The sequence below is a fragment of the Phascolarctobacterium faecium genome, from assembly GCF_003945365.1.
Lineage (GTDB): Bacteria > Bacillota > Negativicutes > Acidaminococcales > Acidaminococcaceae > Phascolarctobacterium > Phascolarctobacterium faecium.
This window is the reverse complement of the sequence record NZ_AP019004.1, coordinates 1,313,340-1,336,510: the sequence shown is the minus strand read 5'-3', so window position 1 is coordinate 1,336,510 and position 23,171 is coordinate 1,313,340. Positions and strand designations below refer to the sequence as shown.

Here is a 23,171-nt window from a genome sequence, read left to right as displayed (position 1 = left end):
CTAAAAAGCTGAACTTTACCCATCGTAAAACCTTCTTGATTTTAAACCAGCGCCTTATTTTTCATTCCGGTAAAAAAATCTTGAGGCAACTATAAAAGCAGCCTCAAGATTATCAAATCTTCCATTAATCATTCACATAAAACTAAGTATTACAAAAGTTCCACTGATGATAACGCCGGAAACAATTGTCCAAATAACGCAATATCCCATAATATCACGCGCCGATAATCCCGCAACTCCTAAAAGCGGCAATGCCCAAAACGGTTGAATCTGATTAGTCCAGCCATCTCCCCAAGCAAAAGCCATAATTGTCTGCGGAATGTTCTCCCCCAATGCCTCAGCAGCCTTCATCATGATTGGTCCCTGGATAGCCCATTGCCCGCCTCCGGAAGGAATGAAAATATTTACCAGCCCTGCCGATAAAAATGTATAAAGAGGGAAGGTATGTGCTGTAGAAATTTCCACAAACCACATGGAAATCATATCAACCAGACCAGAAGCAGTCATCATCCCCGACATACCAGCATAAAGCGGAAATTGCAAAATAATACCGCGGCTGGCACCGATTCCCTGTGCCACAGCCTTTAAAAAGCCGTTAGGACTGCTGTGCAGATATAAACCCAATGTTAAAAAAATCAAAATGACCAAATTCAAATTCAGGTCAAAACCAATCTTAGAAAAATTAGCTCCCAGATAAATCAATGGGAACAAACCAAACAAAGCGTTGAGCCAATAAGCATTTTCCAATCTTTCGGCAAATGTCATATCTTTTTTAGCAATTCTTATCTCTGGTTTTTCTTGTTCTTTTTCACTGTATTCCACTATTTCATTAGCAGGAGGTTTCATATTAAAATACACGATAAACAGCATAATTACGATGATAGCCGTCATTACCAGATTCCATGAAGAATACAGCGTATCACCAACCGGTGTCAGTGGCAGTCCGAGCTTCTCCATAAAATTGCCTGGTGTTGCTGAAACAAGCGGAATCGAAGAAGACGGCCCGCGAATAATCTCACCGCCATAAGCCGCAGCTACCAACAGCGGAAAATGCAGGCCTTTAACCTTTTTGCCTACCTCTTTCGCAAGAACTGCACCTATAACAAGCCCAAATCCCCAGTTTATATAGCAAGACGCAATAGATACTAATGCAGTCAACCCAAGAGCCTGCTGTGGAGTTTTAGGAATACCTGTTACCTTGTTCAAAATCTTTTTAGCCAAAGGTGTCAATGCCAGTACATAACCTGTCAATAAAACTAAAACCATCTGCATCCCAAAAACAAACATCGATGAGTACCCTCTGCCCCAATATTCTATCATTTGCAGAGCACTCTTGTTCATTAAAAACATTCCGCCGCAAAATACAACAAATGTTAAGAGAATAGCCAAAATAAAAGCATCCGGAAGATAATTCTGCACCATCTTCAGACAGAACTTTGTTACAGTCTTCATAAAAATCCGCCTCCTTTTCCCATTTTCTTTTTCATTTACACCAGCTCTAAAACCGTAGCTGATCCTAGCCCTCCAGCAATACATAAAGTAGCCAAGCCATATCTGACCTGTCTTTTCTGCATTTCATGCAATAAAGTTACTAAAATCCTTGCTCCAGAACAACCAATCGGATGCCCCAGAGCAATTGCACCGCCATTTACATTGACCCTGGTCAGATCAATTTCCAGCTCCTGTATGACCGCTAATGATTGTGCTGCAAATGCTTCATTGATTTCTATCAGTCCAATATCTTCGATCCTTAGCCCTGCCCTTTTCAGCGCCAACCTTGTTGCAGGCACAGGCCCCATTCCCATATATGCCGGCGAAACACCTATTGAAGCCTGGCTGATTATTTTAGCCATAGGCTTTAACCCTGCCTTTGCAGCCGCACTTTCTTCAGCAATCAGCAACATGGCTCCACCGTCATTTCGTCCTGATGCATTGCCTGCCGTTACGCTGCCGTCCTTTTTAAAAGCAGGCTTCAATTCTGCAAGTTTTTCTATCGTTGACAAACGTGGATGCTCATCAGCAGCAAACATCAAAATCTCTTTTTTCTTTTTTACTGGCAAAGGTTCAATCTCATCATCAAAGCGTCCGCTTTTTATTGCAGCCTGAGCTTTTTCCTGACTTTCGCAGGCAAAATAATCTTGTGCCGTTCTGCTGATAACATATTTTTCAGCAATATTCTCTGCAGTCATACCCATTGTCAGGACTCCATACTGGTCAGCAGGCTGTGACCGTGGCTGACTTTCGGTATTAGGATCCAGCAAAATCCCGTTACCTACTGCATAGCCCCTCCGTGCCTCTCTGAGATAATATTGGGCATTACTCATACTTTCGATACCACCAGCTAAAACGAAGTCAGCATAGCCGCACATAATCTCCTGTGCCGCATTCTGGACAGCCTGCATACCAGAACCACATTGTCTGTGTACTGTATAAGCCTGTACTTCAAGCGGAAATTTTGTCATCAATGCAGCTAATCTTGCAATATTAGGCTGGTCGCTGCTCTGCTTTGCCTGCCCTAAAATTACTGCATCCAGAAGTCTGATATCTAAATGACTACGTTCACATATTTTCTGCAACAAAAAGGCAGCAATTTCCTCCGGCTGTATGTCCTTCATTGCTCCGTTCAGTTTTCCTATAGGCGTCCTGATTCCATCTATGACTACCGGCTGCAGCATATCTATACCTCCCTTATACTAATTTTTTCAGCCAGCTCATAATGAGCAGATGTCATTGCTGCAATTTCTTCCAATGTAACATCAGAAGTATGTTCCAGTAAAAACATCATTCCGTCCTTAAACTTAAATACAGCATATTCTGTGACTAAAGTATTAACTACTTTCCGCCCAGTCAGCGGCACAGTACAATCCTTTACCAGTTTATGCCTGCCATTTTTTGCCGTATGAGATGTCGCAACGATCACCTCTTTTACTCCAACGACCAGATCCATTGCTCCCCCTGGTCCTAAAACACCTTTGCCCGGCAAAGCCCAATTTGCCAGGTCTCCCGCTTCATTGATCTGTATGGCTCCGATAACTGTAGCATCCATACGCCCACTTCTGATCATTGCAAAAGATGTAGCACTATCAAAATAACAGCATCCGGGCGTTTCAGTAACCGGTGTACGACTGGCATTAATGAGATTAGGAATTATTGCCTCCCCGCTAAGTTGTTTAGGCCCAACACCCAGCATTCCATTTTCCGTCTGAATGTAAATATGTTTATCTGCTGGTAAATAATCAACCGCCATTGTGGGAATACCTACACCTAAATTGACAAAACCACCGTCAGGCAGCATTTCCGCAACTCTTTTAGCAATTCTTACTTTTGTTTCCGCTTCTGACATGTTTCTCATTTAACTGCACCCCGATTCTGCGGTACCAAAACATCCACATAAATATAAGGTGTTACAATCTCTTCCGGCGAAAGCATACCGGTTTCTACAATCTCATCAACCTCCACAATCGTCAAAGCGGCTGCTGTTGCCATAAGCGGATTAAAATTTCTTGCTGTTTTTTCATAAACTAAATTCCCCATAGCATCCGCTTTTCTGGCATGTAACAAGGCTACGTCTGCTTTCAAAGGATACGCCAAAACATAGGCTTCGCCGTCAATAACTTTTGTTTCACAATGCGCAGTCAGCTCTGTGCCAGCTCCAACCTTTGTATAAAACCCGCCAATTCCGCAGCCTCCTGCACGGATACTTTCTGCAAATGTGCCCTGTGGCATCATCTCTAAATTTAACTTTCCATCAAAATATAATTCCGCAGCTTCAGTATTATAGGTAAAATAGGTACCTATAGCTTTTTTCAGCATCCTATTCCTTACCCACCTTCCCAAGCCTACATTAGGAGTACCAAGATCATTGGCAATAACAGTCAAATCATATATGTCTGTATCTGCCAGTAAATCAATCAGCCTCTTTGGATTACCGACATTTCCAAAACCTCCGATCATAACAACATCACCTGACCTGACAAGCTTAACAGCTTCCACAGCTTCTACAATCTTTGCTATGATAATCACCTCCATATTTAGTTCTTTGATTTCAGTATACAAAGCTAAAGACGAGCCTAATATGTAGAAACCTACAAAAATAATCTGATTTTTTTGCATTTTTGCACAAAAATAGCCCTTATAACAGTTAGATAACTGTTATAAGGGCTATAAAAAATAACAGGACCGAATATTCGGTCCTGTTAAGTTAATTATTCATTATTGAAGCAGTTCGCGTACCATTTGATTGATACGTTTACCGTCGGCTCGGCCCTTAGCCTTCGCCATAACAGCAGGCATTACTTTACCAATCGCTTTCGGTCCTTCGGCACCAGTCTCGGAGATAGCTTCAGCAACCATAACACGCAATTCTTCATCGCTAAGCGGTTCAGGCAGATATTTTTTGAGAATCTCAATTTCTGCTTTAGCCTGCTCGGCTAATTCACTGCGTTCGGCTTTTTCGAATTCTACCAAAGAATCCTGCCGCATCTTGACCTCTTTCAGCAAGATAGCCAGAACCTCATCATCATTCAGTTCCTTCTTCTCATTGATTTCGACATTTTTAATATTAGCACGCACCATACGAATAACCGATAAACGCAGCTTACCTGCTTCACGGTCCTTCATGGCCTGTTTCATATCTTCTGTCAATTGGTCTTTAATAGACATACAGCACGCCCCCATTATCTGGTTTTACGTTTTCTGGCTGCTTCGGATTTTTTCTTACGTTGAACGCTCGGTTTTTCATAATGTTCGCGTTTTCTAACTTCAGAAAGAATTCCGGCCTTTTGGGTTGCTCTTTTAAATCTGCGCAGCGCACTGTCCAATGTTTCGTTTTTGCCAACTTTAATTTCTGCCATCTGATCTCCCTCCCTCCACACACTTAGGGAAGTGTATATATGCATTTCATGCGTTTTTTGCACTATTGCTGACTATCGTCAGACCGCAATTACCGCACAATATTACCAGTAAATTATATCTTATGATAGGCCTTTTGTCAAGGTATCAGCAGGGCGGCCACCCCAATGCTTTACCACCTAAAAGATGGATATGCAAATGCTTAACGGTCTGCCCTCCATCATCACCGGTATTGGCAACGATGCGAAACCCTTTTTCATTAACACCAAGTTTCTCAGCCAGTTCCTTAACTTTCCCAAACATATACAGGAGCAGCTCCGGTTCTGCAGTAATAATATTTTCAGTATGAGCTTTCGGTATCATTAAAACGTGTACCGGAGCAGCAGGAGCCACATCACGGATTACGATCATTTTGTCATCTTCATAAACTCTTTCAGACGGGATCTCTCCGGCAATAATTCGGCAAAAGATACAGTCGTTCATTTCTTTCCCCCCTTAGTGATCCTAATTTTTATAATATTCGTCAGAAAATTTAAAAGTCCTTTTTCTATTTACTCTGTTCACAATTTATTTTCAAACTGTAACTAACAAAGTAAAAAAATCTTTAATAAAACGCTTGACTTATAGTCAACTCCAGCCATTATACTGAACTTAAAGTATTTTTAATCATTTATCTAAGAAAGGAGAATTTACAGTGAAAAAATTTTTATCAACATTACTTTATACCGCTGCCGCAACTTTATTATTCAGCGCTTGTGGAATTACTGCCAATACAGTTTCTTCTCCTGTTGAACCAACTGTTAAAAGTAATGAAAAAACAGCAGTAAATAATAAAGCTCTTGTTTATTTCAGCAAGGATATCAGCCCTGTAAGTCTGATCAAACTATATGATAAAATCAACCAGGATATACATGGTAAAGTAGCTATCAAAATCCATACAGGAGAAAAGAACGGTCCCAATATACTCCCACGGGAAATAGTGATGGCTTTGCAGCAGCATGTACCTGACAGTAATTTAGTCGAAACCAACACTTTCTATAAAGGTGACCGCTATACCACCGCCGGCCACCGCGAAACATTAAAAGTTAACGGCTGGGATTTTTGTACTGTAGACATTATGGACGAGGAAGGAGCAGTAATGCTGCCAGTAAAAGGAGGCAAACATTTTCAGGAAATGTCGATCGCTAAAAATATGCTTAATTATGATTCCATGATCGTTTTGACGCATTTTAAAGGACACACTATGGGAGGATTTGGCGGTTCAATGAAAAATATAGCAATTGGCAACGCAGATGGCAGGATCGGCAAAGCCATGCTGCATACCTCTGACCCATCCAACCCCTGGGAATATAGCCAAGAGCGTTTTATGGAAAATATGGCTGAATCAGCAAAGGCTACAACAGATTTTTTTGGTAAACAAATCATTTATATCAATGTATTGCGCAATATGTCTGTTGACTGCGACTGTGCCGGGCTTGCTGCGGCACCGCCAACAACTCCTGATATCGGCATCCTTGCTTCTACAGATATTCTTGCCGTCGATCAGGCTTCTATCGACCTTGTTTTTGCTTTACCAGATGCTGCTAAGCATGATCTCCAGGAACGGATCGAATCACGTCGCGGTCTGCGGCAGCTCAGTTACATGAAAGAACTTTCCATGGGTAATGATCAATATGAATTAATTACCATTGAATAAAAGAAAAGCTGCCGTTAAACGGCAGCTTTTTTATTATTCCTTCAGCAATTCTCCGATTAAAAAACTCGTCTCAGCCTTCAATAATCTCACTTTTCTTATCTTGCCACATAGTTCAGCTTCCGACCGAACATAGACCCGTAAATAATTACTGGTCAAACCTTCTATATAGCCATCCTCAACAGTCTGTTCAAACAATACCTCCACAGCACTGCCAACAAAACGTTCTAAAAATTTCTGCTGCTGCTTATGATCAAGCTCAGCAAGTTGTGCACAACGTCTTTGCTTAACAGTTTCAGGAATTTGATTGGGCATTTTTTCGGCCGGAGTTCCCTTCCGTTTGGAATAAGGGAAAATATGCATTTTACTGAACCCGCAGTTTTCTGCAAAAACCAGTGTAGATGCAAACTCCTCTTCCGTCTCACCCGGGAATCCGGCAATAATATCAGTAGTAATGGCAATATCAGGAATACGTTTACGGATATCGGCCAAAAGTTCGGTAAAACGTCGGGTATCATACGGCCTGTGCATTCTGGCTAAAGTTGTATCACAGCCTGCCTGCAAAGGTAAATGCAGCTGTCGGCACAACCGTTTATCTTTTTCCATAAGATTAAGCAGCCTCGCTTCGACCTCCACTGATTCCAATGACCCCAACCGCAGTCTCTGCAGACCCTCTACACTTAAAGCTGCCTCAACAGCATCAAATAAAGTCAGTTTTCCATCATGTTCTTTACCATAGCAGCCAAGGTGAATACCGATAAGCACTATTTCTTTATAACCAGAAGCTACAAGCTTTTTAACTTCTTCCCTGATACTTGTCAGACTACGCGAACGCAACGGTCCGCGGGCAAAAGGAATAATACAATAAGTACAGAATTGATTGCAGCCTTCCTGTATTTTTAAAAAAGCTCTGGTCTTATCACTAACATCACCTGCACTCAGTTCTTCAAACTCAGTGTTGGCACTCAGCTTACGCACGCTGTCTATTGTATCAACAGACTGAAAAGCAGCAGCTTCTTCTACCAACCGTACGATATCTGCTCTATCCTGATTCCCGATAATAAGATCAACACCAGGAATTGTCTTCACTTCTTCTGCCGCCGTCTGTGGATAACAGCCAGTCACAACCACGAAAGCAGTTGGGTTTCTGCGCACAGCACGATTGATCATCTGCCGCGATTTACGCTGCCCCGTATTGGTAACAACACAAGTATTGATCACATAAATATCAGCTTCGCAATTAAAACCAACTACAGTATAACCATGACTGCGAAATATCGCTTCCATGCTGGCAGTATCGGCCTGATTGACTTTACAGCCTAAAGTGTAAAATGCTATTCTTTTCATCAATCAGCCTCCTAAATCACCAGTTTCATAAAATATTGCGGCCGCAGCTACTAATGCAGCTGTTTCTGCACGTAATATGCGCTTGCCTAAACTTACTACCAATGCCCCAGCTGTCCGGGCCTGCTGTAATTCCGTCTCGGAAATACCGCCCTCCGGGCCTATGATCAGCAGCAGCTCCTTCAAAGCCTGCTCCTTTTGCAGCGCAGCCTTCAAACCAAGCTTATCCTCACATTCATAAGCTATCAGTTTACAGTCACAGGGATTATCAGCAAGCATCTGTTCCATCGTCTGTACTGGCTGCACCATTGGTATAATATCACGCTTACTCTGTTTCGCAGCCGCTTCAGCAATTTTCTGCCAGCGCTCAGCTTTCTTAACAGCTTTATCACCTTCCAGGCGTACGACCGAATGCTCCATAGCTACTGGTATAATCTCACTGACTCCCAGTTCTACAGCCTTCTGGATAATAAAATCCATTTTTTCACCTTTAGCCAACCCTTGTGCCAGTACGATTCGCACTGAAGGCTCATGACTTTCCGCCAGTACCTCCAGACATTTGACTGTCACAACACTTTCATTAGCATCAGCAATTTCAGCAAGAGCCGTGACACCATCATCACTTACAATCTGTACTCTGGACCCGCATTGCATCCGCAGTACAGTATAAATATGCCTGGCATCAACACCCATTATTGTCATCGTATCACTGTATGGCTGCGGTATAAAAAATCTATGCACCGTCAGTCCTCCTTACGCATCTGCATAACAACCCAGCCGCCTTTGGCATCAACAGCTTCGACACACAAACCGACTTTGGAGGCAGCTGCTGATACATCATTCTGCCGTTCTTCAATAATACCGCTGGCAAGGAATATTCCTCCGGATTTTAACTTACCGGGAATATCCTGCAGAAGCATAATAATAATATCGGCAATAATATTAGCAATGATAATATCAGCCTTACCTTCTGTACCATGCAGCAAATCACCCTGTTGCACACTGATTTTTTCTGTCAGTTCATTGCCGGCAATATTTTCAATAGCTACTCGTACCGCAGTAGCATCAATATCCACCGCTTTAACTGTTTTAGCACCAAGTTTAGCAGCAGCAATAGCCAGAATTCCAGAGCCAGTACCAACATCAAATACTTCCATATCAGTACGCAGAACTTTTTCCAAACGTTCCATACACATACAGGTCGTATGATGTGTTCCTGTACCAAACGCCATCCCTGGATCGATTTCAATAATATGTTCACCAGCTTTAGATGTATATTTTTCCCAGGTAGGCTTAATCACCAATGTTCTGCCAATATGCGTAACATGGAAATACTGTTTCCATTCGTTAGCCCAATCCTGCTCGGAAACAGTACGAAAACACGTATTACCAAAGCGACATTTACCAATACGCGTTTCCAAATTTGTTAAGTCCTCATCAATCTGTGTAAGACGTGGCTGCAGCTCTTCATCCTCCGGATAATAAGCAGTTATCGTAACCACTTCTGTGTTTTCCTGCTCAGGAATATCGCATAATTCCCAAGTGCCTGAATTACGCAAAGTGTTTATCAAAACCGGGTCCTCAATAACAACACCATTGTTTGCACCTGCAGCACGCATAATTTCGGCAACCAGATCAGCTGCCTCATGTGTAGTTTGTATGCTTACCTCTATCCATTGTGACAAAGCGCTCACTCCTTAAATAACTATCATATATATTAAACACAAAGCTTATTCTAAAATATTTTACCATATGAAAGTGTTTTTCTACCAGTTTGAGAAGATATTTCAATGCCAAGTGCTCACATTATATCATATTTTTTGGCATAAAAAAATAAACTGCGGTGTTCAAACCGCAGTTTATACAAGTCATTATTTAAATAAATCTTTAATCTTATTCAAAAAGCCTTTTTCTTCAGGATTAATGTTATCTTTACTGATCTCGGCAAATTTACGCAAAGCATCTTTCTGTTTTTCATTCAGCTTCTGCGGCACAACAACTTTGATCCTGACTAACTGGTCGCCGCGTGTACTGTTACGCAAACTGGGAATGCCTTTGCCCTTCAAACGCAGTACCTTTCCAGGCTGAGTTCCTTCCGGAACCTTCATCACAACCTGTCCATCCAGCGTAGGAACCTTAATCTCATCACCCAAAGTTGCCTGTACAATATTGATCGGCACTTCGCAGTAAACAGTAGTACCATCGCGCTCAAAAAACTTATGCGGTTTAACATACAAATATACATACAAATCACCGCTTGGTCCGCCTTTAACCCCTGCTTCGCCTTCTCCGGCTACCCGCAGGCGGGAACCGTTGTCAACACCTGCAGGGATCTTGACTTTAAGTTTCTTATTCTTTTTAACAGTGCCCTGTCCGCGACATTCCTTACATGGTTCGCTGATGATCTTGCCTTCACCATGACATTTAGGACATGGCCGTACATTGGTCATCTGTCCGAACATAGTGTTTTGAGTAAAACGGATCTCGCCACTTCCGTGACATTCAGGGCAAGTTTCAACTTTAGAACCAGGTTCCGCACCATTCCCATGACAATGCGGACATTGTTCGTCACGATATAAACTGATCTCACGTTCTAAACCAAACGCAGCTTCTTCAAAAGTGATTTCCAGGTCAAAGCGTAAATCAGCACCGCGCTGAGGACCGGCATTAGAACCACGCGCGCCGCGGCCCTGCCCGCCGAAGAACATATCAAAAATATCTTCCATGCCTCCGCCGCCAAAACCGCCGAAACCTTCAAAGCCCCCAAATCCACCAGCACCGCCGGCACCGCCGTTTTCAAAAGCAGCATGTCCAAACTGGTCATATTGGGCACGTTTCTGCTCATCGCTGAGTACACTGTAAGCCTCGGACGCTTCTTTAAATTTCTCAGCCGCTTCCGGATTATCTTTATTCACATCAGGATGATACTGACGTGCCAGTTTGCGGTATGCTTTTTTAATTTCATCTGCTGTAGCGGTTTTAGACACGCCTAGCACGTCATAATAATCTTTTTTACTCAAAGTTTACACCATCCTAAGCCGATTATTTTTTGTCTTCGTCAACCACTTCGGCGTCAACAACATCGTCATCAGCTTTTTTTGCGCCCTCGGCTGTTTCAGTACCTTCAGCACCTTTAGCAGCTTCAGTTTGTTTGTACAGCTCTGCGGAAAGTTCATAAAGAGGTTTGGTCAAAGCTTCAGTATCTGCTTTGATTTTTTCCATATCTTCGCCTTTCAGAGTCTCTTTTAAAGTATCAAGCGCTGCCTGTACTTTTCCAATCAATTCTTCAGAGCCTTTGCCTTCCATATCTTTAATGGTCTTTTCGGCTTGATAGCACAGGGAGTCAGCATTATTACGTACTTCAACGCCTTCTTTACGTTTTTTATCAGCTTCAGCATTAGCCTCTGCTTCTTTTACCAGACGGTCGATTTCGTCTTTTTCCAAAGTACCTGAAGACGTAATAGTGATTTTTTGTTCTTTACCGGTACCAAGATCCTTAGCGCTTACATTTACGATACCATTAGCATCGATATCGAAAGCAACTTCGATCTTCGGTACTCCACGAGGAGCAGCCGGGATGCCGGAAAGCTCAAAACGTCCCAGAGTTTTATTATCGGCAGCCATTTCACGTTCACCCTGCAGTACATGGATATCAACTGAAGGCTGATTATCAGCAGCAGTAGAGAAGACCTGCTTACGGGAAGTCGGGATGGTAGTATTACGTTCAATGATCTTTGTGAACACACCGCCCAAAGTTTCTATACCCAAAGACAACGGAGTTACGTCAAGTAAAAGCACGTCTTTTACTTCACCTGCCAAAACGCCGGCCTGAATGGCAGCACCAACGGCAACACATTCGTCAGGGTTTACACCACGGTAAGGCTCTTTACCGATAAATTTTTTCAAAGCTTCCTGTACAGCAGGAATACGGGAAGAACCGCCTACCAAGATAACTTTATTGATATCAGAAGCAGACAGGCCGGCGTCAGCCATAGCCTTGCGGGTCGGCTCCATTGTGCGTTCAACGAGATCAGCAGTCAATTCGTCAAATTTTGCACGAGTCAGATCCATATCCAAATGCTTCGGACCTTCAGCACCGGCAGTAATAAACGGCAGATTGATATTAGTTGTCAAAACACCGGATAATTCGATTTTTGCTTTTTCAGCGGCTTCACGCAAACGCTGCATAGCCATACGGTCATTACTCAGATCAATGCCTTCATTTTTCTTAAATTCAGCAACCATCCAGTCAACGATTTTCTGGTCAAAATCATCGCCGCCTAAATGAGTATCACCGTTAGTAGCTTTTACTTCGAAAACACCGTCACCTACATCAAGGATAGATACGTCGAAAGTACCGCCGCCAAGGTCATAAACCATAACGGTATGGTCGTCGCTTTTATCAATACCATACGCCAAAGATGCAGCAGTAGGCTCGTTGATGATACGGAGAACTTCCAAGCCTGCGATACGGCCGGCATCTTTAGTTGCCTGACGTTGACTGTCAGAGAAGTAAGCAGGAACAGTAATAACTGCCTGAGTTACTTTTTCACCTAAATATTTTTCAGCATCTTCTTTCAACTTTTGCAGAATCATCGCGGAAATTTCTTCCGGAGAATATTTTTTATCGTCGATTTCTACTTTATAGTCAGTACCCATATGACGTTTAATAGAACTAATAGTTCTATCAGTGTTGGATACTGCCTGACGTTTTGCCAGCTGACCAACTAAACGTTCGCCGTTTTTGGAAAAACCAACTACGGACGGAGTTAAACGGCTGCCTTCCTGATTAGTGATAACGGTAGGTTCGCCGCCTTCCATTACTGCTACTACAGAGTTAGTAGTACCTAAGTCAATACCAATTACTTTAGACATGATTTATTCCTCCTCGGGTTTATATGTTAATTTTAATTTATATGGCAACTATTCGTTGCTGATAACTTTAACTTTGCTGTGCCGGATAACTTTATCACGTAATTTATAGCCCTTTTCCAGAACCATCTCTACAGTGTCATCATCCATATCGGGGTTTTGCCCCCTCATCACAGCCTCATGCATCTCAGGATCAAATTTTTCGCCCTGTGCTTTTATTTCTTCTACGCCCAAATCTTTAAAAGTCTGCTCGAACTGACGCCTAATCATTTCAATACCTGAATAAATTCCGGCGGCATCATCAGATTTTCTGGCGGCGTCTTCAGCACGTTCAAAATTATCCAACACCTTTAAAAATTTTCCGACAACATCAGCGGTAACAAAAGTTGCCAGCTGTTCACGTTCGGACGTATTGCGTCGGCGGAAATTATCAAAATCTGCCTGCAGCCTTAAAATACGGTTCTGCAGTTCTTCGATCTTAACATCCTTTTCATCCTGTTCAGGAGTTTTTTCTTCAGCAGCTCCCTCACTCTTTTTCCCGGCAGTCTCATCGACTCCATTAGCAGCATCGGCTGTATTCGTTTGAGCTTCCTGCTGAGGTGTTTCTTCGGCAGTTGTTTGCTTTGAGCTTTCCTTCAAATCTTCTGTTTGCAAAACACTTCCTCCTTATAGTCTTTTTACTTATCTAAAATTGTTTTCAGATATTTATGCAGGTAATCCATTACAGAAATGACCTTACCGTATTCCATACGGGTTGGACCTAATACTGCCATCGTACCTACGATCTGACCATTCAGACGATAAGTAGCCTGAACCATACTGCAATCCTGAATACCGGTAAATTTATTTTCAGAACCTATCGTTACCTTAAGGCCTGAATCTTCACCACCCTGCAAAAGATCCTTCAGGACCTTTTCTTCTTCTAATATACCAAGCAGGTTTCTGACTCTTTCCACATCACGGAATTCCGGTTGATTAAGCAGTTGCTTTGTTCCGCCTAAAAATACCTTCTGTTCCTGCCTGCGCCCTGTCATTTTACGTACAGCCTGCAGTAATGATGAAAAAATGAGTTTATCCTCGACCACATCTGTATGGACATTCTGCAAAATCTCCACAGAAATATCGCTAAGATTGCGATCTTCCAGCAATTTGCTCATTTTACCAGCCAGATAATCCATCTCTTCAGAAGACATACCTAAAGGAATATCAACAACATTCGTATCTATACTGCCATCATCGGCAACGATACATAAAATAGCATGCTGACTGTCAAGCGGCAAAAATTTTAAATAACAGAAATTTGCAATCGTCTGCTGGTTAGTCAAAACCATGGAAACATTCTGTGTCATACGTGACAAGATCTTGGCTGTCGACTGGAAAATATCATCAATGTTACGACGACGTTCATTATACCAGCCATCTATTAATGCCATATCATTATCTGTCAATGTCCCCGGTTCAATCAGGGCATCTACATAAAAACGATAAGCCTGAGCAGATGGAATACGTCCCGCTGAAGTATGCGGCTGTTCCAAATAACCCAGAAGCTCAAGGTCTGACATCTCATTACGGATCGTTGCCGGGCTGAGCCCTAAGTCATACTTGCGGGCAATAGTACGTGAACCAACCGGCTCAGCTGATGAAATGTAGTCTTCTATGATAATTTGCAGGATCTTTTTCTTTCTTTCGTTTAACACGATCCCACCTCCAACTCGATTGTTAGCACTCATCTCATTAGAGTGCTAACATCTTGGTATTAGAATAGCACTGACCTTAACAGTTGTCAACCAATTTTTCTTACTTCACAAAGATTTCAAAAATTTCATTGCTAAAGCGCATCCCTTGCTCCGTCAGCCTCATCCGCCTATGCTCAATATCATAGAATACTAAATTTCCTCTAATAAATTTTTCTAATTCAACCCCAAATTCTAACATTACATCACAGCCAAAACGTTGTTCAGTTTCTATTAAATCTATCCCTACCGTCGTCCGTAAACCCATAAATAAATATTCTGACAGCTGCATTTCTTTTGTCAGATCTTCAAAGCCTCCACAACTTTTGCCACTTTGAATACTTTCAATATAATCAGTTACAGAATCTGTTGCTGTAAAACGTTGACTGCCATTAAAGCTGCAGGCGGAACTGCCAAAAGACAAATACGGCAGATAATGCCAGTAAACAAGGTTATGCCTTGACTCCTGACCTGACACTGCATAATTTGAAATCTCATATCTATGCAGTCCCTGTGCTTCCAGATACTCCTGTACCAATTCATACATTGCCAGCTGACAATCTTCGTCCGGCAACTCAACTTTTCCTTTGTCCAGCATACCTGCCAAAGGCGTATTTTTTTCAATCGTCAAACCATATACCGACAAATGCTGCAACCCTGCCGCTGTTAAATTCTGCAGACTGGTCTTCAGGGTTTGAAGGGACTGCTCCGGCAAGCCATAAATAAGGTCAGCACTGACTCGTGTAAAACCAGCCTTCTCTGCCATTGTAATAGCGTCTAAAGCCTCGTTGGCCGTATGTATCCTGCCAACAGCCCGAAGTTCGGCATCGTTAAGACTTTGAACACCAAAGCTTATACGATCAAATCCCAAATCTTTAAAAAAACGCAGCTTATCCAAATCGGCAGTACCGGGATTAACTTCAATCGTTGCCTCTGCCGGCTGCAGCCAGCATCCATTTTTTTGCAAAGCTTCTACCAGTTTCGCCAAAAGCTTTTCCGAAAGCAACGAGGGAGTCCCGCCGCCAAAATACAGCGTGGCCTGATCTGCAATAGTCACTTCATTGCTGCGCATCATTATTTCACTGCAGACAGCATCAACATACTTTTCCATAGTTTCTGTGTCAGCACCTGCATATGAAGCAAAGTCACAATATAAACATTTTTGCAAGCAAAAAGGGGTATGTATATATACCCCCTGGATTTGTTCCCATTTTTGCATTTTAATCCATCTTCAAAATCGCCATAAAAGCTTCTTGCGGCAGCTCTACACTGCCGACCTGCTTCATGCGTTTCTTACCTTCTTTTTGTTTTTCCAACAATTTGCGCTTGCGGCTGATATCACCGCCATAACACTTAGCCAATACGTCTTTGCGCATCGCTCTTACATTTTCGCGGGCAATAACTTTATTACCTATGGCAGCCTGTACAGGTATCTCAAACATCTGACGCGGAATAAGACTGCGCAGTTTTTCTACCAGCTGACGTCCCCTGGAAACAGCTTTTTCACGGTGTACTATAGCTGACAGGGCATCCACCGGTTCTCCATTCAGCAAAATATCTACCTTTACCAAGCTGGAAGCACGATAACCGGCCAGCTCATAGTCCAAAGAAGCATAACCTCTGGTTACTGACTTCAACCGATCAAAATAATCATAAATTATCTCACTAAGCGGAAGTGCATAGTGAATCATAACACGTGTTTCATCTAAATAGGTCATATTTTCATACTCACCGCGTTTTTCCTGAGAAAGCTCCATTACTGCACCAACATAGTCTTTAGGTACAATAATTGTAGCGTTAACGTAAGGTTCTTCTACATGGTCGATCACTGTTGGATCAGGGAAATTAGACGGATTATCAACCAATTCCACATCACCATTGGTGCGAAATACCTGGTAAATAACGTTTGGAGCCGTTGTAATCAGCGTTAGATTATATTCACGCTCCAGACGTTCCTTGATAACATCCATATGCAGCAGACCTAAAAAACCACAGCGAAAACCAAATCCAAGCGCTACTGATGTTTCCGGTTCAAAAACCAGTGAGGCATCGTTGAGCTGTAGTTTTTCAAGCGCATCCCGTAAATTATCATAATCTGAGTTTTCTACCGGATACAGACCACAGAAAACCATCGGCGTAGCTTTACGATAACCAGGCAGTGCTTCGGCTGCCGGATTATTGGCATCAGTAACTGTATCCCCGACACGTGCGTCTTTAACATTTTTGATTGCTGCAGCAAAAAATCCAACCTGCCCAACCTCCAATGAATCAACATTAACAAGATTAGGTTTAAAAACACCAACCTCTGTTACTTCAAATTCAGCATTGGTAGCCATCATTTTAATTTTCATACCAGGTTTTATACGTCCGTCAATAACACGCACATATAAAACGACACCCTTATACGCATCAAATTTAGAATCAAATACCAAAGCTTTTAAAGGGCTGTCACTTATACCGGAAGGTGCCGGTACTTTAGCAACAATAGCTTCAAGTACATCTTCAATACCCAAACCTGTCTTCGCACTCGTCAAAACGGCCTCTGATGCATCGATCCCGATAACCTCTTCTATCTCATGCTTGACTCGGTCAGGATCAGCACTGGGAAGATCGACTTTATTAATAACCGGGATAATTTCCAAATCATTATCTAAAGCCAAATAGACATTAGCCAAAGTCTGAGCTTCAATCCCCTGCGTAGCATCAATAACAAGCAAAGCACCTTCGCATGCAGCTAAAGCTCTCGATACCTCATATGTAAAATCAACATGCCCTGGAGTATCAATGAAATTAAGCATGTACTCTTCGCCATTCTTAGCCTTATAGCTGCTGCGCACGGCCTGCGCTTTGATTGTAATACCGCGTTCACGTTCAAGGTCCATTGAATCGAGGATCTGTGCTTCCATCTCGCGTTTAGTTAAAGTACCGGTATATTCTATCAATCTGTCTGCCAAAGTAGATTTACCGTGATCGATATGGGCAATTATAGAAAAATTACGGATCTTATTCTGGTCCATCATATTCTCCTTCATATATAATCTTGCTAAAGCGGAACATCCGCCGTAAATTCACTGCAAAATATTATATCATTTTTGCCGGTAATTAAGCAAATACTAACTCTTATTAGTAAAGCACTTATAAATAAAAGCTGCTGTAACAAAAAATATTTATGTTAAAGATTATGAAAGTATATATAATGGTATTTTTAGTCACTTCACAAATAATTTACAGCAAATCAAAGCATCAACCTGTTACAATATAAGTAATAATAAAAGAATTATTACAAGAAAGGAAGTTATATTATGGATACCTTAACCGCTATTGCAACCCGCCGCTCTACCAGAGTCTACAAACCAGAACAAATAAGCGATTCCCAGCTGCAAACAGTTTTAGCCGCCGGCTGGGCTTCTCCTGTTGGTCATGGAGCATATGACGAACTATATATTTCTGTTGTGCAAAATCCCAAAATTCTCGAAAACTTTGCAGAATACTGCGGTCAAGCTTTCGGAAACCCCAAATACAATCCGTTTTACGGCGCCCCTACTTTAATCGTCATTTCAGCTAAGCCTAAAGATGACGGCCAGATGGTTTACATAGCTGATGTTGGCTGTATTCTTGAAAATATGCAATTGGCTGCTACTGATATCGGCCTTGGTTCAGTTTATCTTTGGGCTCTTTTAAATCGTATTCCGCAAAGTCCTCAATTTGTAGCCAGCCTTGAACTGCCGGAAGGCTTCAAGCCTGTTTCAGCTTTGGCCTTGGGTTATCCGGCCAAACCGCTTGAAAAACGTTCTTTTGCCGACATTAAACCCGAGCGTATCGCTACCAAAATTATCAAATAAAGTCTTTTGTGGAATAATTTGCAGAAATCCCTTGCAGAATTAACTCCTTCGTGGTAGAATACTTTAGTAAACGTATTTAATTGTAGGAGGTGAATTCGTTGCCGAACATTAAATCTTCCATTCGTAGTGTAAAAACCGACGCAGAACGTCGTGCAAAAAATGCTCCGATCAAGGCTGCTATCCGCAATGCAGCTCGTAAAGTAGTTGCTGTAACCGAGACCGGCTCTCCAGAAGAAGCAAAAGCAACTTTTGCAACTGCAACCGGTTTGATTGATAAAGCTTCTCGTAAAGGTATTATCCATAAGAATGCTGCAAACCGCAAAAAATCAAGACTTGCTAAAAAAGTCAATGCTATGGACTAATCTCTACAGCGATTAAAGCCTGCTCTTTTGAGCAGGCTTTTTATTTTCTCCAAAACACGCTTTATCTCATCTTAATTAAAGCTTTTGTTATTTTATTTTTGCTTTAGTTTATATATTTCATTCATATCTTAAAAGTGCTATAATATTATAAATACACCCTAACAGACAGGAATGATACATATGGCTGACTATAGCACTGATAATTTAAAACAATCTCAACAATTCTTACAGGCATATGATAAGTTATATTCTTTTAAAAATACTTTTTATGATCTTCTTGCCAGTTTAGAAAAAACACTTGGCCTCACAGAATATTTATCTCATATTTCTGTGATTCAACTGCGCAACGAAAAACATTTTCAGGCTGCTTTCCACTATCCAAATGAAGCCCTTTCCCAACAGCAGTCTTTGTTAAGCCATAAAGCTCACCTTATCGCAAAAAAGTTAAAGCTCAAGAGTGAAATCAACTGCAAAGATTTCAGTCACATATTAACAGAATGCGGTTACAACGATAATATAAGACCAACCACAGTTTATCCGCTGCGATTTGACGATTATCTCTATGGTTTTGCAGCTTTAGAATTAAACGAAAAAGCAATCAATTTTCAGCAATTCAGCACTGACAGTTTAACTGCTGTTGTAAATATATTATGCGCATATTTTGTAAAAAAGCATGCCTTTGAACAAACTGCATTACAGCAGAAAGTCTATACTTCAATTATCAATGGCATGAATAACCTCATCTACGTAACTGATATCCACACTAATAAAATTCTCTTCATGAACCAAACGATGAAAGACCGTTTTGCCTTAAAAGCACCTGAAGGTAAAATATGCTGGCAGGTATTGCAGCAGAATATGTCCCAACGCTGTAACTTCTGCCCTGTTTCCAAATTACTGCGTGATCCGTCTTCTAATAAGACTATTCACTGGGAAGAAGTCAATTCTAAAACCGGACGTATTTACGAAAACCATGACAGCCTTATTAATTGGTTTGACGGCTCAATCGTACATCTGCAGCAATCTATAGATATAACAGATTCCAAAAAAGCTTTCCATGATGCCTGTTTTGATGAACTGACCAATACACTGACCAGACGTGCAGGCAAAGAGCTTCTGGAAAAATTGATTAAAGCAGCTCATCAGAATTGCCATGGTTTTATAACCTGTATGTTTGATATAAACTCACTCAAACAGGTCAATGACAATTATGGACACAGTGAAGGCGATAAGCTTATTATCACTATATGCCAGACTTTAAAAAAACACCTGGGCAGCGGCGATATATTTTTCCGGCTCAGCGGCGATGAATTTATTGTCGTTTTTACAGAACATTCGCTGCAAAATGTTAAGGAAATACTGCAAAAAGTCCTAATTGAACTAAAAAATTCAGCACAAAAAAATGCTCTGCCCTATGAACCATCTTTCACCTATGGGCTTTTAGAAGTTCAGTCTACAAGCAATTACTCTCTTACTGATATTTTAAACCGTGTCGATGAAAAAATGTATGAGCAGAAACGTTCTTACCATATACTTAAACGCCAGCAGGACGCTGGCCTGCAAAAGCAGTCTGACCCGTCTGAAAAAAACAGTTTTTCTTATCAGGCAGAATATCTCTACGATGCTTTAGTTAACAGCACCGACGATTATCTCTACGTCTGTGACGTCCAAAGTGATGTTTTCCATTATCCCAAAACCATGGTTGAAGAATTTGCTCTGCCTGGCGAATACATCAAAAATGCTGCCGCCATCTGGGGTGCCAAGGTTCATCCAGATGATCAAAGCGCTTTTTTAGCATCCAACCAGGAAATTTTAGACGGACGCGCCAACATTCACTATGTTGAATATCGTGCTCAAAACAAAGAAGGTAAATGGATTTGGGTGCGCTGCCGCGGACAGATGCAATATAACGAGCAGGGTGAAGCAATTCTCTTTGCCGGTTTTATCAAAAAGCTTGGCGAAAATTATAAACAGCAGCTGCCTTAACGTAAAAAAAGCTCATTCCAAAAAGGAATGAGCTTTTAATATTTTATAGATGAGTGCGTGCTATCTGCCTAACCAAGAACGAGTACTTTTTTTAACAGCTTCCTTATCAACTTCCACATGATTTGGAGCGTACATCAGCAAATTTTCGCTGACCTTAGAAACAGTTGCGCCAATAATGTAACTTACACCGTTCAAATAGTCAAAAATACGGTTTTTCATTGCAGAATCAACAGCATCGAAAGATACCATCAGTGTCGCACCGCTCATTAAAGAATCAGCATACTCGCGTACGTCGCTGAATTGACGCGGAGAGCGCACCAAAATATCCATATGACCGCCTTTAACTAAGTACGGACCGCTATAAACTTGATCTTCTTCTACATCGCTATGCCAAAGCTTACGTGCAGCATTTTTTAAATCCATCTTTTACGCCTCCAAACGTCCTTGTTGTCAGATATGCTAACTGCCTACTTCTACATAAATTCTCAAAATCCTTCTTTTTTTAGAAAAATTTTTATTTTTGTATTATTATGCTTTGTTACGGGAACGCTGACGACCACGCTCAACACGATCAAGAATCTTTTTACGCATCCGAATATTCTTCGGAGTAACTTCAACCAGTTCATCATCGTTGATATGCTCCAAAGCCTGCTCTAAAGAGAAAGTCTTAGGCGGAATCAGACGAATAGTATCATCGCTGCCGCTGGCACGCATATTGCTGACATGTTTCTTTTTACAGGGATTGACATCCATATCATCATCACGGCTGTTTTCACCAATGATCTGCCCTTCATAGACCTGTTCGCCAGGAATGATGAACATATTCCCGCGTTCCTGCGCGTTGCCTATACCGTAGGATGTAGTTTCGCCGTTTTCAAAAGCAACCAGGCTGCCTCTTGTACGTCCGGGGATCTCACCTTTATAATCAGCATAACCTGCGAACACATGATTCATAACACCGTTACCTTTAGTATCTGTCAGGAACTGGTTACGGAAACCAATAAGTCCGCGGGCGGGGATCACAAATTCCATACGCAGGTAGCCGGCCATCTCTGTCATGTTAGTCAGTTCAGCCTTACGCAGTCCCAGCCCTTCCATAACAGCTCCCATAAATTCCTGCGGAACGTCAATTGTTAAAGCTTCCATAGGCTCCTGTAAAGTACCGGTTTCATCATGATGCATGATTACTTTAGGTTTGCCGACCTGCAGCTCATAACCTTCACGGCGCATAGTTTCGATCAATACAGACAAATGCAGCTCACCACGTCCGGAAACAATAAATGCATCTGGACTTTCGGTTTCTTCTAAACGCATCGAAACATTAGTTTTGATTTCTTTAAACAAACGGTCACGAAGATGACGACTGGTAACATATTCACCTTCACGACCTGCAAAAGGACTGTTATTAACAGAGAATACCATCGACAGCGTAGGCTCATCAATACTGATGCCTTTTAATTTTTCAGGACTTTCTGCATCAGCGATAGTATCGCCGATATTGGCATCTGCCAAACCGATCAAAGCAACGATGTCGCCTGCTCCAACTTCCTGCGTCTCAGCACGTTTCAAGCCTTCATAGGTATACAGACGGCCGATCTTCGCTTTACGCTCGCCCTCTTCATCCATCAAAGTAATAGTTTCACCGTTATGGATAGTACCGCGGATCACACGACCGACAACGATACGTCCTACATAATCATCATAATCCAAGGTATTGACCAGCATTTGCAAAGGTGCGTCTACTTCAACATCCGGAGCGGGAATATTTTCCAAAATCACTTTGAACAAAGCTTCTAAATTGTCGCTTTCTTCTTCCATAGTTAATTTAGCAATACCATTACGGGCAGAAGTCAATACTACCGGGAATTCCAGTTGATCATCATCAGCACCAAGCTCAATGAAAAGGTCTAAAACTTCATCAATAACCTCTTCAACACGTTGGTCAGGACGGTCAATTTTATTGATAACTACAATTGGTTTCAGATGCTGTTCAAGCGCTTTGCGCAAAACATACTTAGTCTGCGGCATAGGCCCTTCATAAGCATCAACCAGCAATAATACGCCATCGACCATAGTAAGCACGCGTTCAACTTCACCGCCGAAATCAGCATGGCCGGGGGTATCAAGAATATTGATTTTAGTATCTTTGTGCATAACAGCTGTATTTTTAGCTAAAATAGTAATACCGCGTTCACGTTCCAAAGCGTTGGAATCCATTACACGTTCTTCGACATGCTCGTTAGCACGGAAAATACCGCTTTGTTTGAGCATTGCGTCTACGAGGGTAGTCTTGCCATGGTCAACGTGGGCAATAATGGCAATATTGCGTAAATCATTTCTTAACATAAATCCTATCTTCCTCTCTTTTGAGCAGACGGCATACCGCCTGTAAATCCAAACCGAGCTATGCCATATACAACAAAAGCCTGCGGTCAAATAAAACTACTCTAAAATTAATGAAGGATGCTTGTCAATAAGCATCCTTCAC

Annotated in this window: 22 protein-coding genes; 4 read left to right on the top strand and 18 right to left on the bottom strand. The window is 41.8% G+C overall.

The window, feature by feature from the left end:
• Positions 1-132: 132 nt before the first annotated feature.
• The 7 genes from PFJ30894_RS06575 to PFJ30894_RS06545 form a co-directional block, all read right to left on the bottom strand.
• On the bottom strand, positions 133-1,452 hold the full coding sequence (locus PFJ30894_RS06575) for a short-chain fatty acid transporter (protein ID WP_125669348.1): 1,320 nt from the start codon (positions 1,450-1,452) through the stop codon (positions 133-135).
• A 35-nt stretch (positions 1,453-1,487) separates the two neighbouring features.
• Positions 1,488-2,675 carry a thiolase family protein gene (locus PFJ30894_RS06570; protein WP_125669347.1) on the bottom strand — a complete coding sequence of 396 codons (1,188 nt, stop codon included), beginning with the start codon at positions 2,673-2,675 and terminating at the stop codon, positions 1,488-1,490.
• A gap of 2 nt (positions 2,676-2,677) precedes the next feature.
• Positions 2,678-3,352, bottom strand: a complete 675-nt coding sequence (locus tag PFJ30894_RS06565; RefSeq protein WP_197714917.1) for a 3-oxoacid CoA-transferase subunit B — start codon at positions 3,350-3,352, stop codon at positions 2,678-2,680.
• A complete protein-coding gene (locus tag PFJ30894_RS06560) occupies positions 3,349-4,113 on the bottom strand; it encodes a CoA transferase subunit A (RefSeq protein ID WP_197714916.1) in 765 nt (254 codons plus the stop codon). Before PFJ30894_RS06560 ends, PFJ30894_RS06565 begins: the two co-directional genes overlap by 4 nt.
• Positions 4,114-4,212: 99 nt before the next feature.
• Positions 4,213-4,662: a GatB/YqeY domain-containing protein gene (locus PFJ30894_RS06555; protein ID WP_021717592.1), complete on the bottom strand. Its 450-nt coding sequence runs from the start codon at positions 4,660-4,662 to the stop codon at positions 4,213-4,215.
• A gap of 14 nt (positions 4,663-4,676) precedes the next feature.
• Complete coding sequence (gene rpsU, locus PFJ30894_RS06550) at positions 4,677-4,853, bottom strand: 30S ribosomal protein S21 (protein ID WP_021717591.1); 177 nt, start codon at positions 4,851-4,853, stop codon at positions 4,677-4,679.
• 145 nt (positions 4,854-4,998) lie between these two features.
• Positions 4,999-5,334, bottom strand: a complete 336-nt coding sequence (locus tag PFJ30894_RS06545) for a histidine triad nucleotide-binding protein (protein WP_021717590.1) — start codon at positions 5,332-5,334, stop codon at positions 4,999-5,001.
• A 211-nt stretch (positions 5,335-5,545) separates the two neighbouring features.
• On the opposite strand from PFJ30894_RS06545, the gene PFJ30894_RS06540 reads away from it, so the two are divergent.
• A complete protein-coding gene (locus PFJ30894_RS06540) occupies positions 5,546-6,547 on the top strand; it encodes a DUF362 domain-containing protein (RefSeq protein ID WP_231997870.1) in 1,002 nt (333 codons plus the stop codon).
• Positions 6,548-6,580: 33 nt separating this feature from the next.
• Here the strand turns inward: PFJ30894_RS06540 and mtaB are convergent, their stop codons facing one another.
• From mtaB to lepA, 9 genes are all read right to left on the bottom strand, one after another.
• Entirely contained in the window at positions 6,581-7,891 is a 1,311-nt protein-coding gene (gene mtaB, locus PFJ30894_RS06535) for a tRNA (N(6)-L-threonylcarbamoyladenosine(37)-C(2))-methylthiotransferase MtaB (RefSeq protein WP_021717588.1), read from the bottom strand.
• Between the two features lie 3 nt (positions 7,892-7,894).
• Positions 7,895-8,629 carry a 16S rRNA (uracil(1498)-N(3))-methyltransferase gene (locus PFJ30894_RS06530; RefSeq protein WP_125669345.1) on the bottom strand — a complete coding sequence of 245 codons (735 nt, stop codon included), beginning with the start codon at positions 8,627-8,629 and terminating at the stop codon, positions 7,895-7,897.
• A gap of 2 nt (positions 8,630-8,631) precedes the next feature.
• Positions 8,632-9,573: a 50S ribosomal protein L11 methyltransferase gene (gene prmA / locus PFJ30894_RS06525; RefSeq protein WP_125669344.1), complete on the bottom strand. Its 942-nt coding sequence runs from the start codon at positions 9,571-9,573 to the stop codon at positions 8,632-8,634.
• A 186-nt stretch (positions 9,574-9,759) separates the two neighbouring features.
• Positions 9,760-10,908 carry a molecular chaperone DnaJ gene (dnaJ, locus tag PFJ30894_RS06520; protein ID WP_125669343.1) on the bottom strand — a complete coding sequence of 383 codons (1,149 nt, stop codon included), beginning with the start codon at positions 10,906-10,908 and terminating at the stop codon, positions 9,760-9,762.
• Positions 10,909-10,930: 22 nt separating this feature from the next.
• Positions 10,931-12,763, bottom strand: a complete 1,833-nt coding sequence (gene dnaK / locus PFJ30894_RS06515; RefSeq protein ID WP_021717584.1) for a molecular chaperone DnaK — start codon at positions 12,761-12,763, stop codon at positions 10,931-10,933.
• A gap of 48 nt (positions 12,764-12,811) precedes the next feature.
• Positions 12,812-13,414: a nucleotide exchange factor GrpE gene (gene grpE, locus PFJ30894_RS06510; protein ID WP_021717583.1), complete on the bottom strand. Its 603-nt coding sequence runs from the start codon at positions 13,412-13,414 to the stop codon at positions 12,812-12,814.
• A gap of 23 nt (positions 13,415-13,437) precedes the next feature.
• Positions 13,438-14,457: a heat-inducible transcriptional repressor HrcA gene (gene hrcA / locus PFJ30894_RS06505; protein ID WP_046430085.1), complete on the bottom strand. Its 1,020-nt coding sequence runs from the start codon at positions 14,455-14,457 to the stop codon at positions 13,438-13,440.
• Between the two features lie 100 nt (positions 14,458-14,557).
• Positions 14,558-15,712 carry a radical SAM family heme chaperone HemW gene (gene hemW / locus PFJ30894_RS06500; RefSeq protein WP_021717581.1) on the bottom strand — a complete coding sequence of 385 codons (1,155 nt, stop codon included), beginning with the start codon at positions 15,710-15,712 and terminating at the stop codon, positions 14,558-14,560.
• Position 15,713: 1 nt separating this feature from the next.
• Positions 15,714-17,510, bottom strand: a complete 1,797-nt coding sequence (gene lepA / locus PFJ30894_RS06495; RefSeq protein WP_021717580.1) for a translation elongation factor 4 — start codon at positions 17,508-17,510, stop codon at positions 15,714-15,716.
• Between the two features lie 285 nt (positions 17,511-17,795).
• Between lepA and PFJ30894_RS06490 the strand changes: the two genes are divergently transcribed.
• The 3 genes from PFJ30894_RS06490 to PFJ30894_RS06480 all read left to right on the top strand — a co-directional run bounded on the left by PFJ30894_RS06490 (position 17,796) and on the right by PFJ30894_RS06480 (position 20,683).
• Positions 17,796-18,335: a nitroreductase family protein gene (locus tag PFJ30894_RS06490; protein WP_021717579.1), complete on the top strand. Its 540-nt coding sequence runs from the start codon at positions 17,796-17,798 to the stop codon at positions 18,333-18,335.
• A gap of 98 nt (positions 18,336-18,433) precedes the next feature.
• Positions 18,434-18,697, top strand: a complete 264-nt coding sequence (gene rpsT, locus PFJ30894_RS06485) for a 30S ribosomal protein S20 (protein WP_021717578.1) — start codon at positions 18,434-18,436, stop codon at positions 18,695-18,697.
• A gap of 180 nt (positions 18,698-18,877) precedes the next feature.
• On the top strand, positions 18,878-20,683 hold the full coding sequence (locus tag PFJ30894_RS06480; protein WP_167457040.1) for a diguanylate cyclase domain-containing protein: 1,806 nt from the start codon (positions 18,878-18,880) through the stop codon (positions 20,681-20,683).
• A gap of 60 nt (positions 20,684-20,743) precedes the next feature.
• On the opposite strand, the gene sepF is transcribed toward PFJ30894_RS06480, so the two are convergent.
• Together sepF and typA are read right to left on the bottom strand one after the other, a co-directional pair.
• Positions 20,744-21,106 carry a cell division protein SepF gene (sepF, locus tag PFJ30894_RS06475; protein ID WP_021717576.1) on the bottom strand — a complete coding sequence of 121 codons (363 nt, stop codon included), beginning with the start codon at positions 21,104-21,106 and terminating at the stop codon, positions 20,744-20,746.
• 105 nt (positions 21,107-21,211) lie between these two features.
• Positions 21,212-23,029, bottom strand: a complete 1,818-nt coding sequence (gene typA, locus PFJ30894_RS06470; protein WP_021717575.1) for a translational GTPase TypA — start codon at positions 23,027-23,029, stop codon at positions 21,212-21,214.
• Between the last annotated feature and the right edge of the window lie 142 nt (positions 23,030-23,171).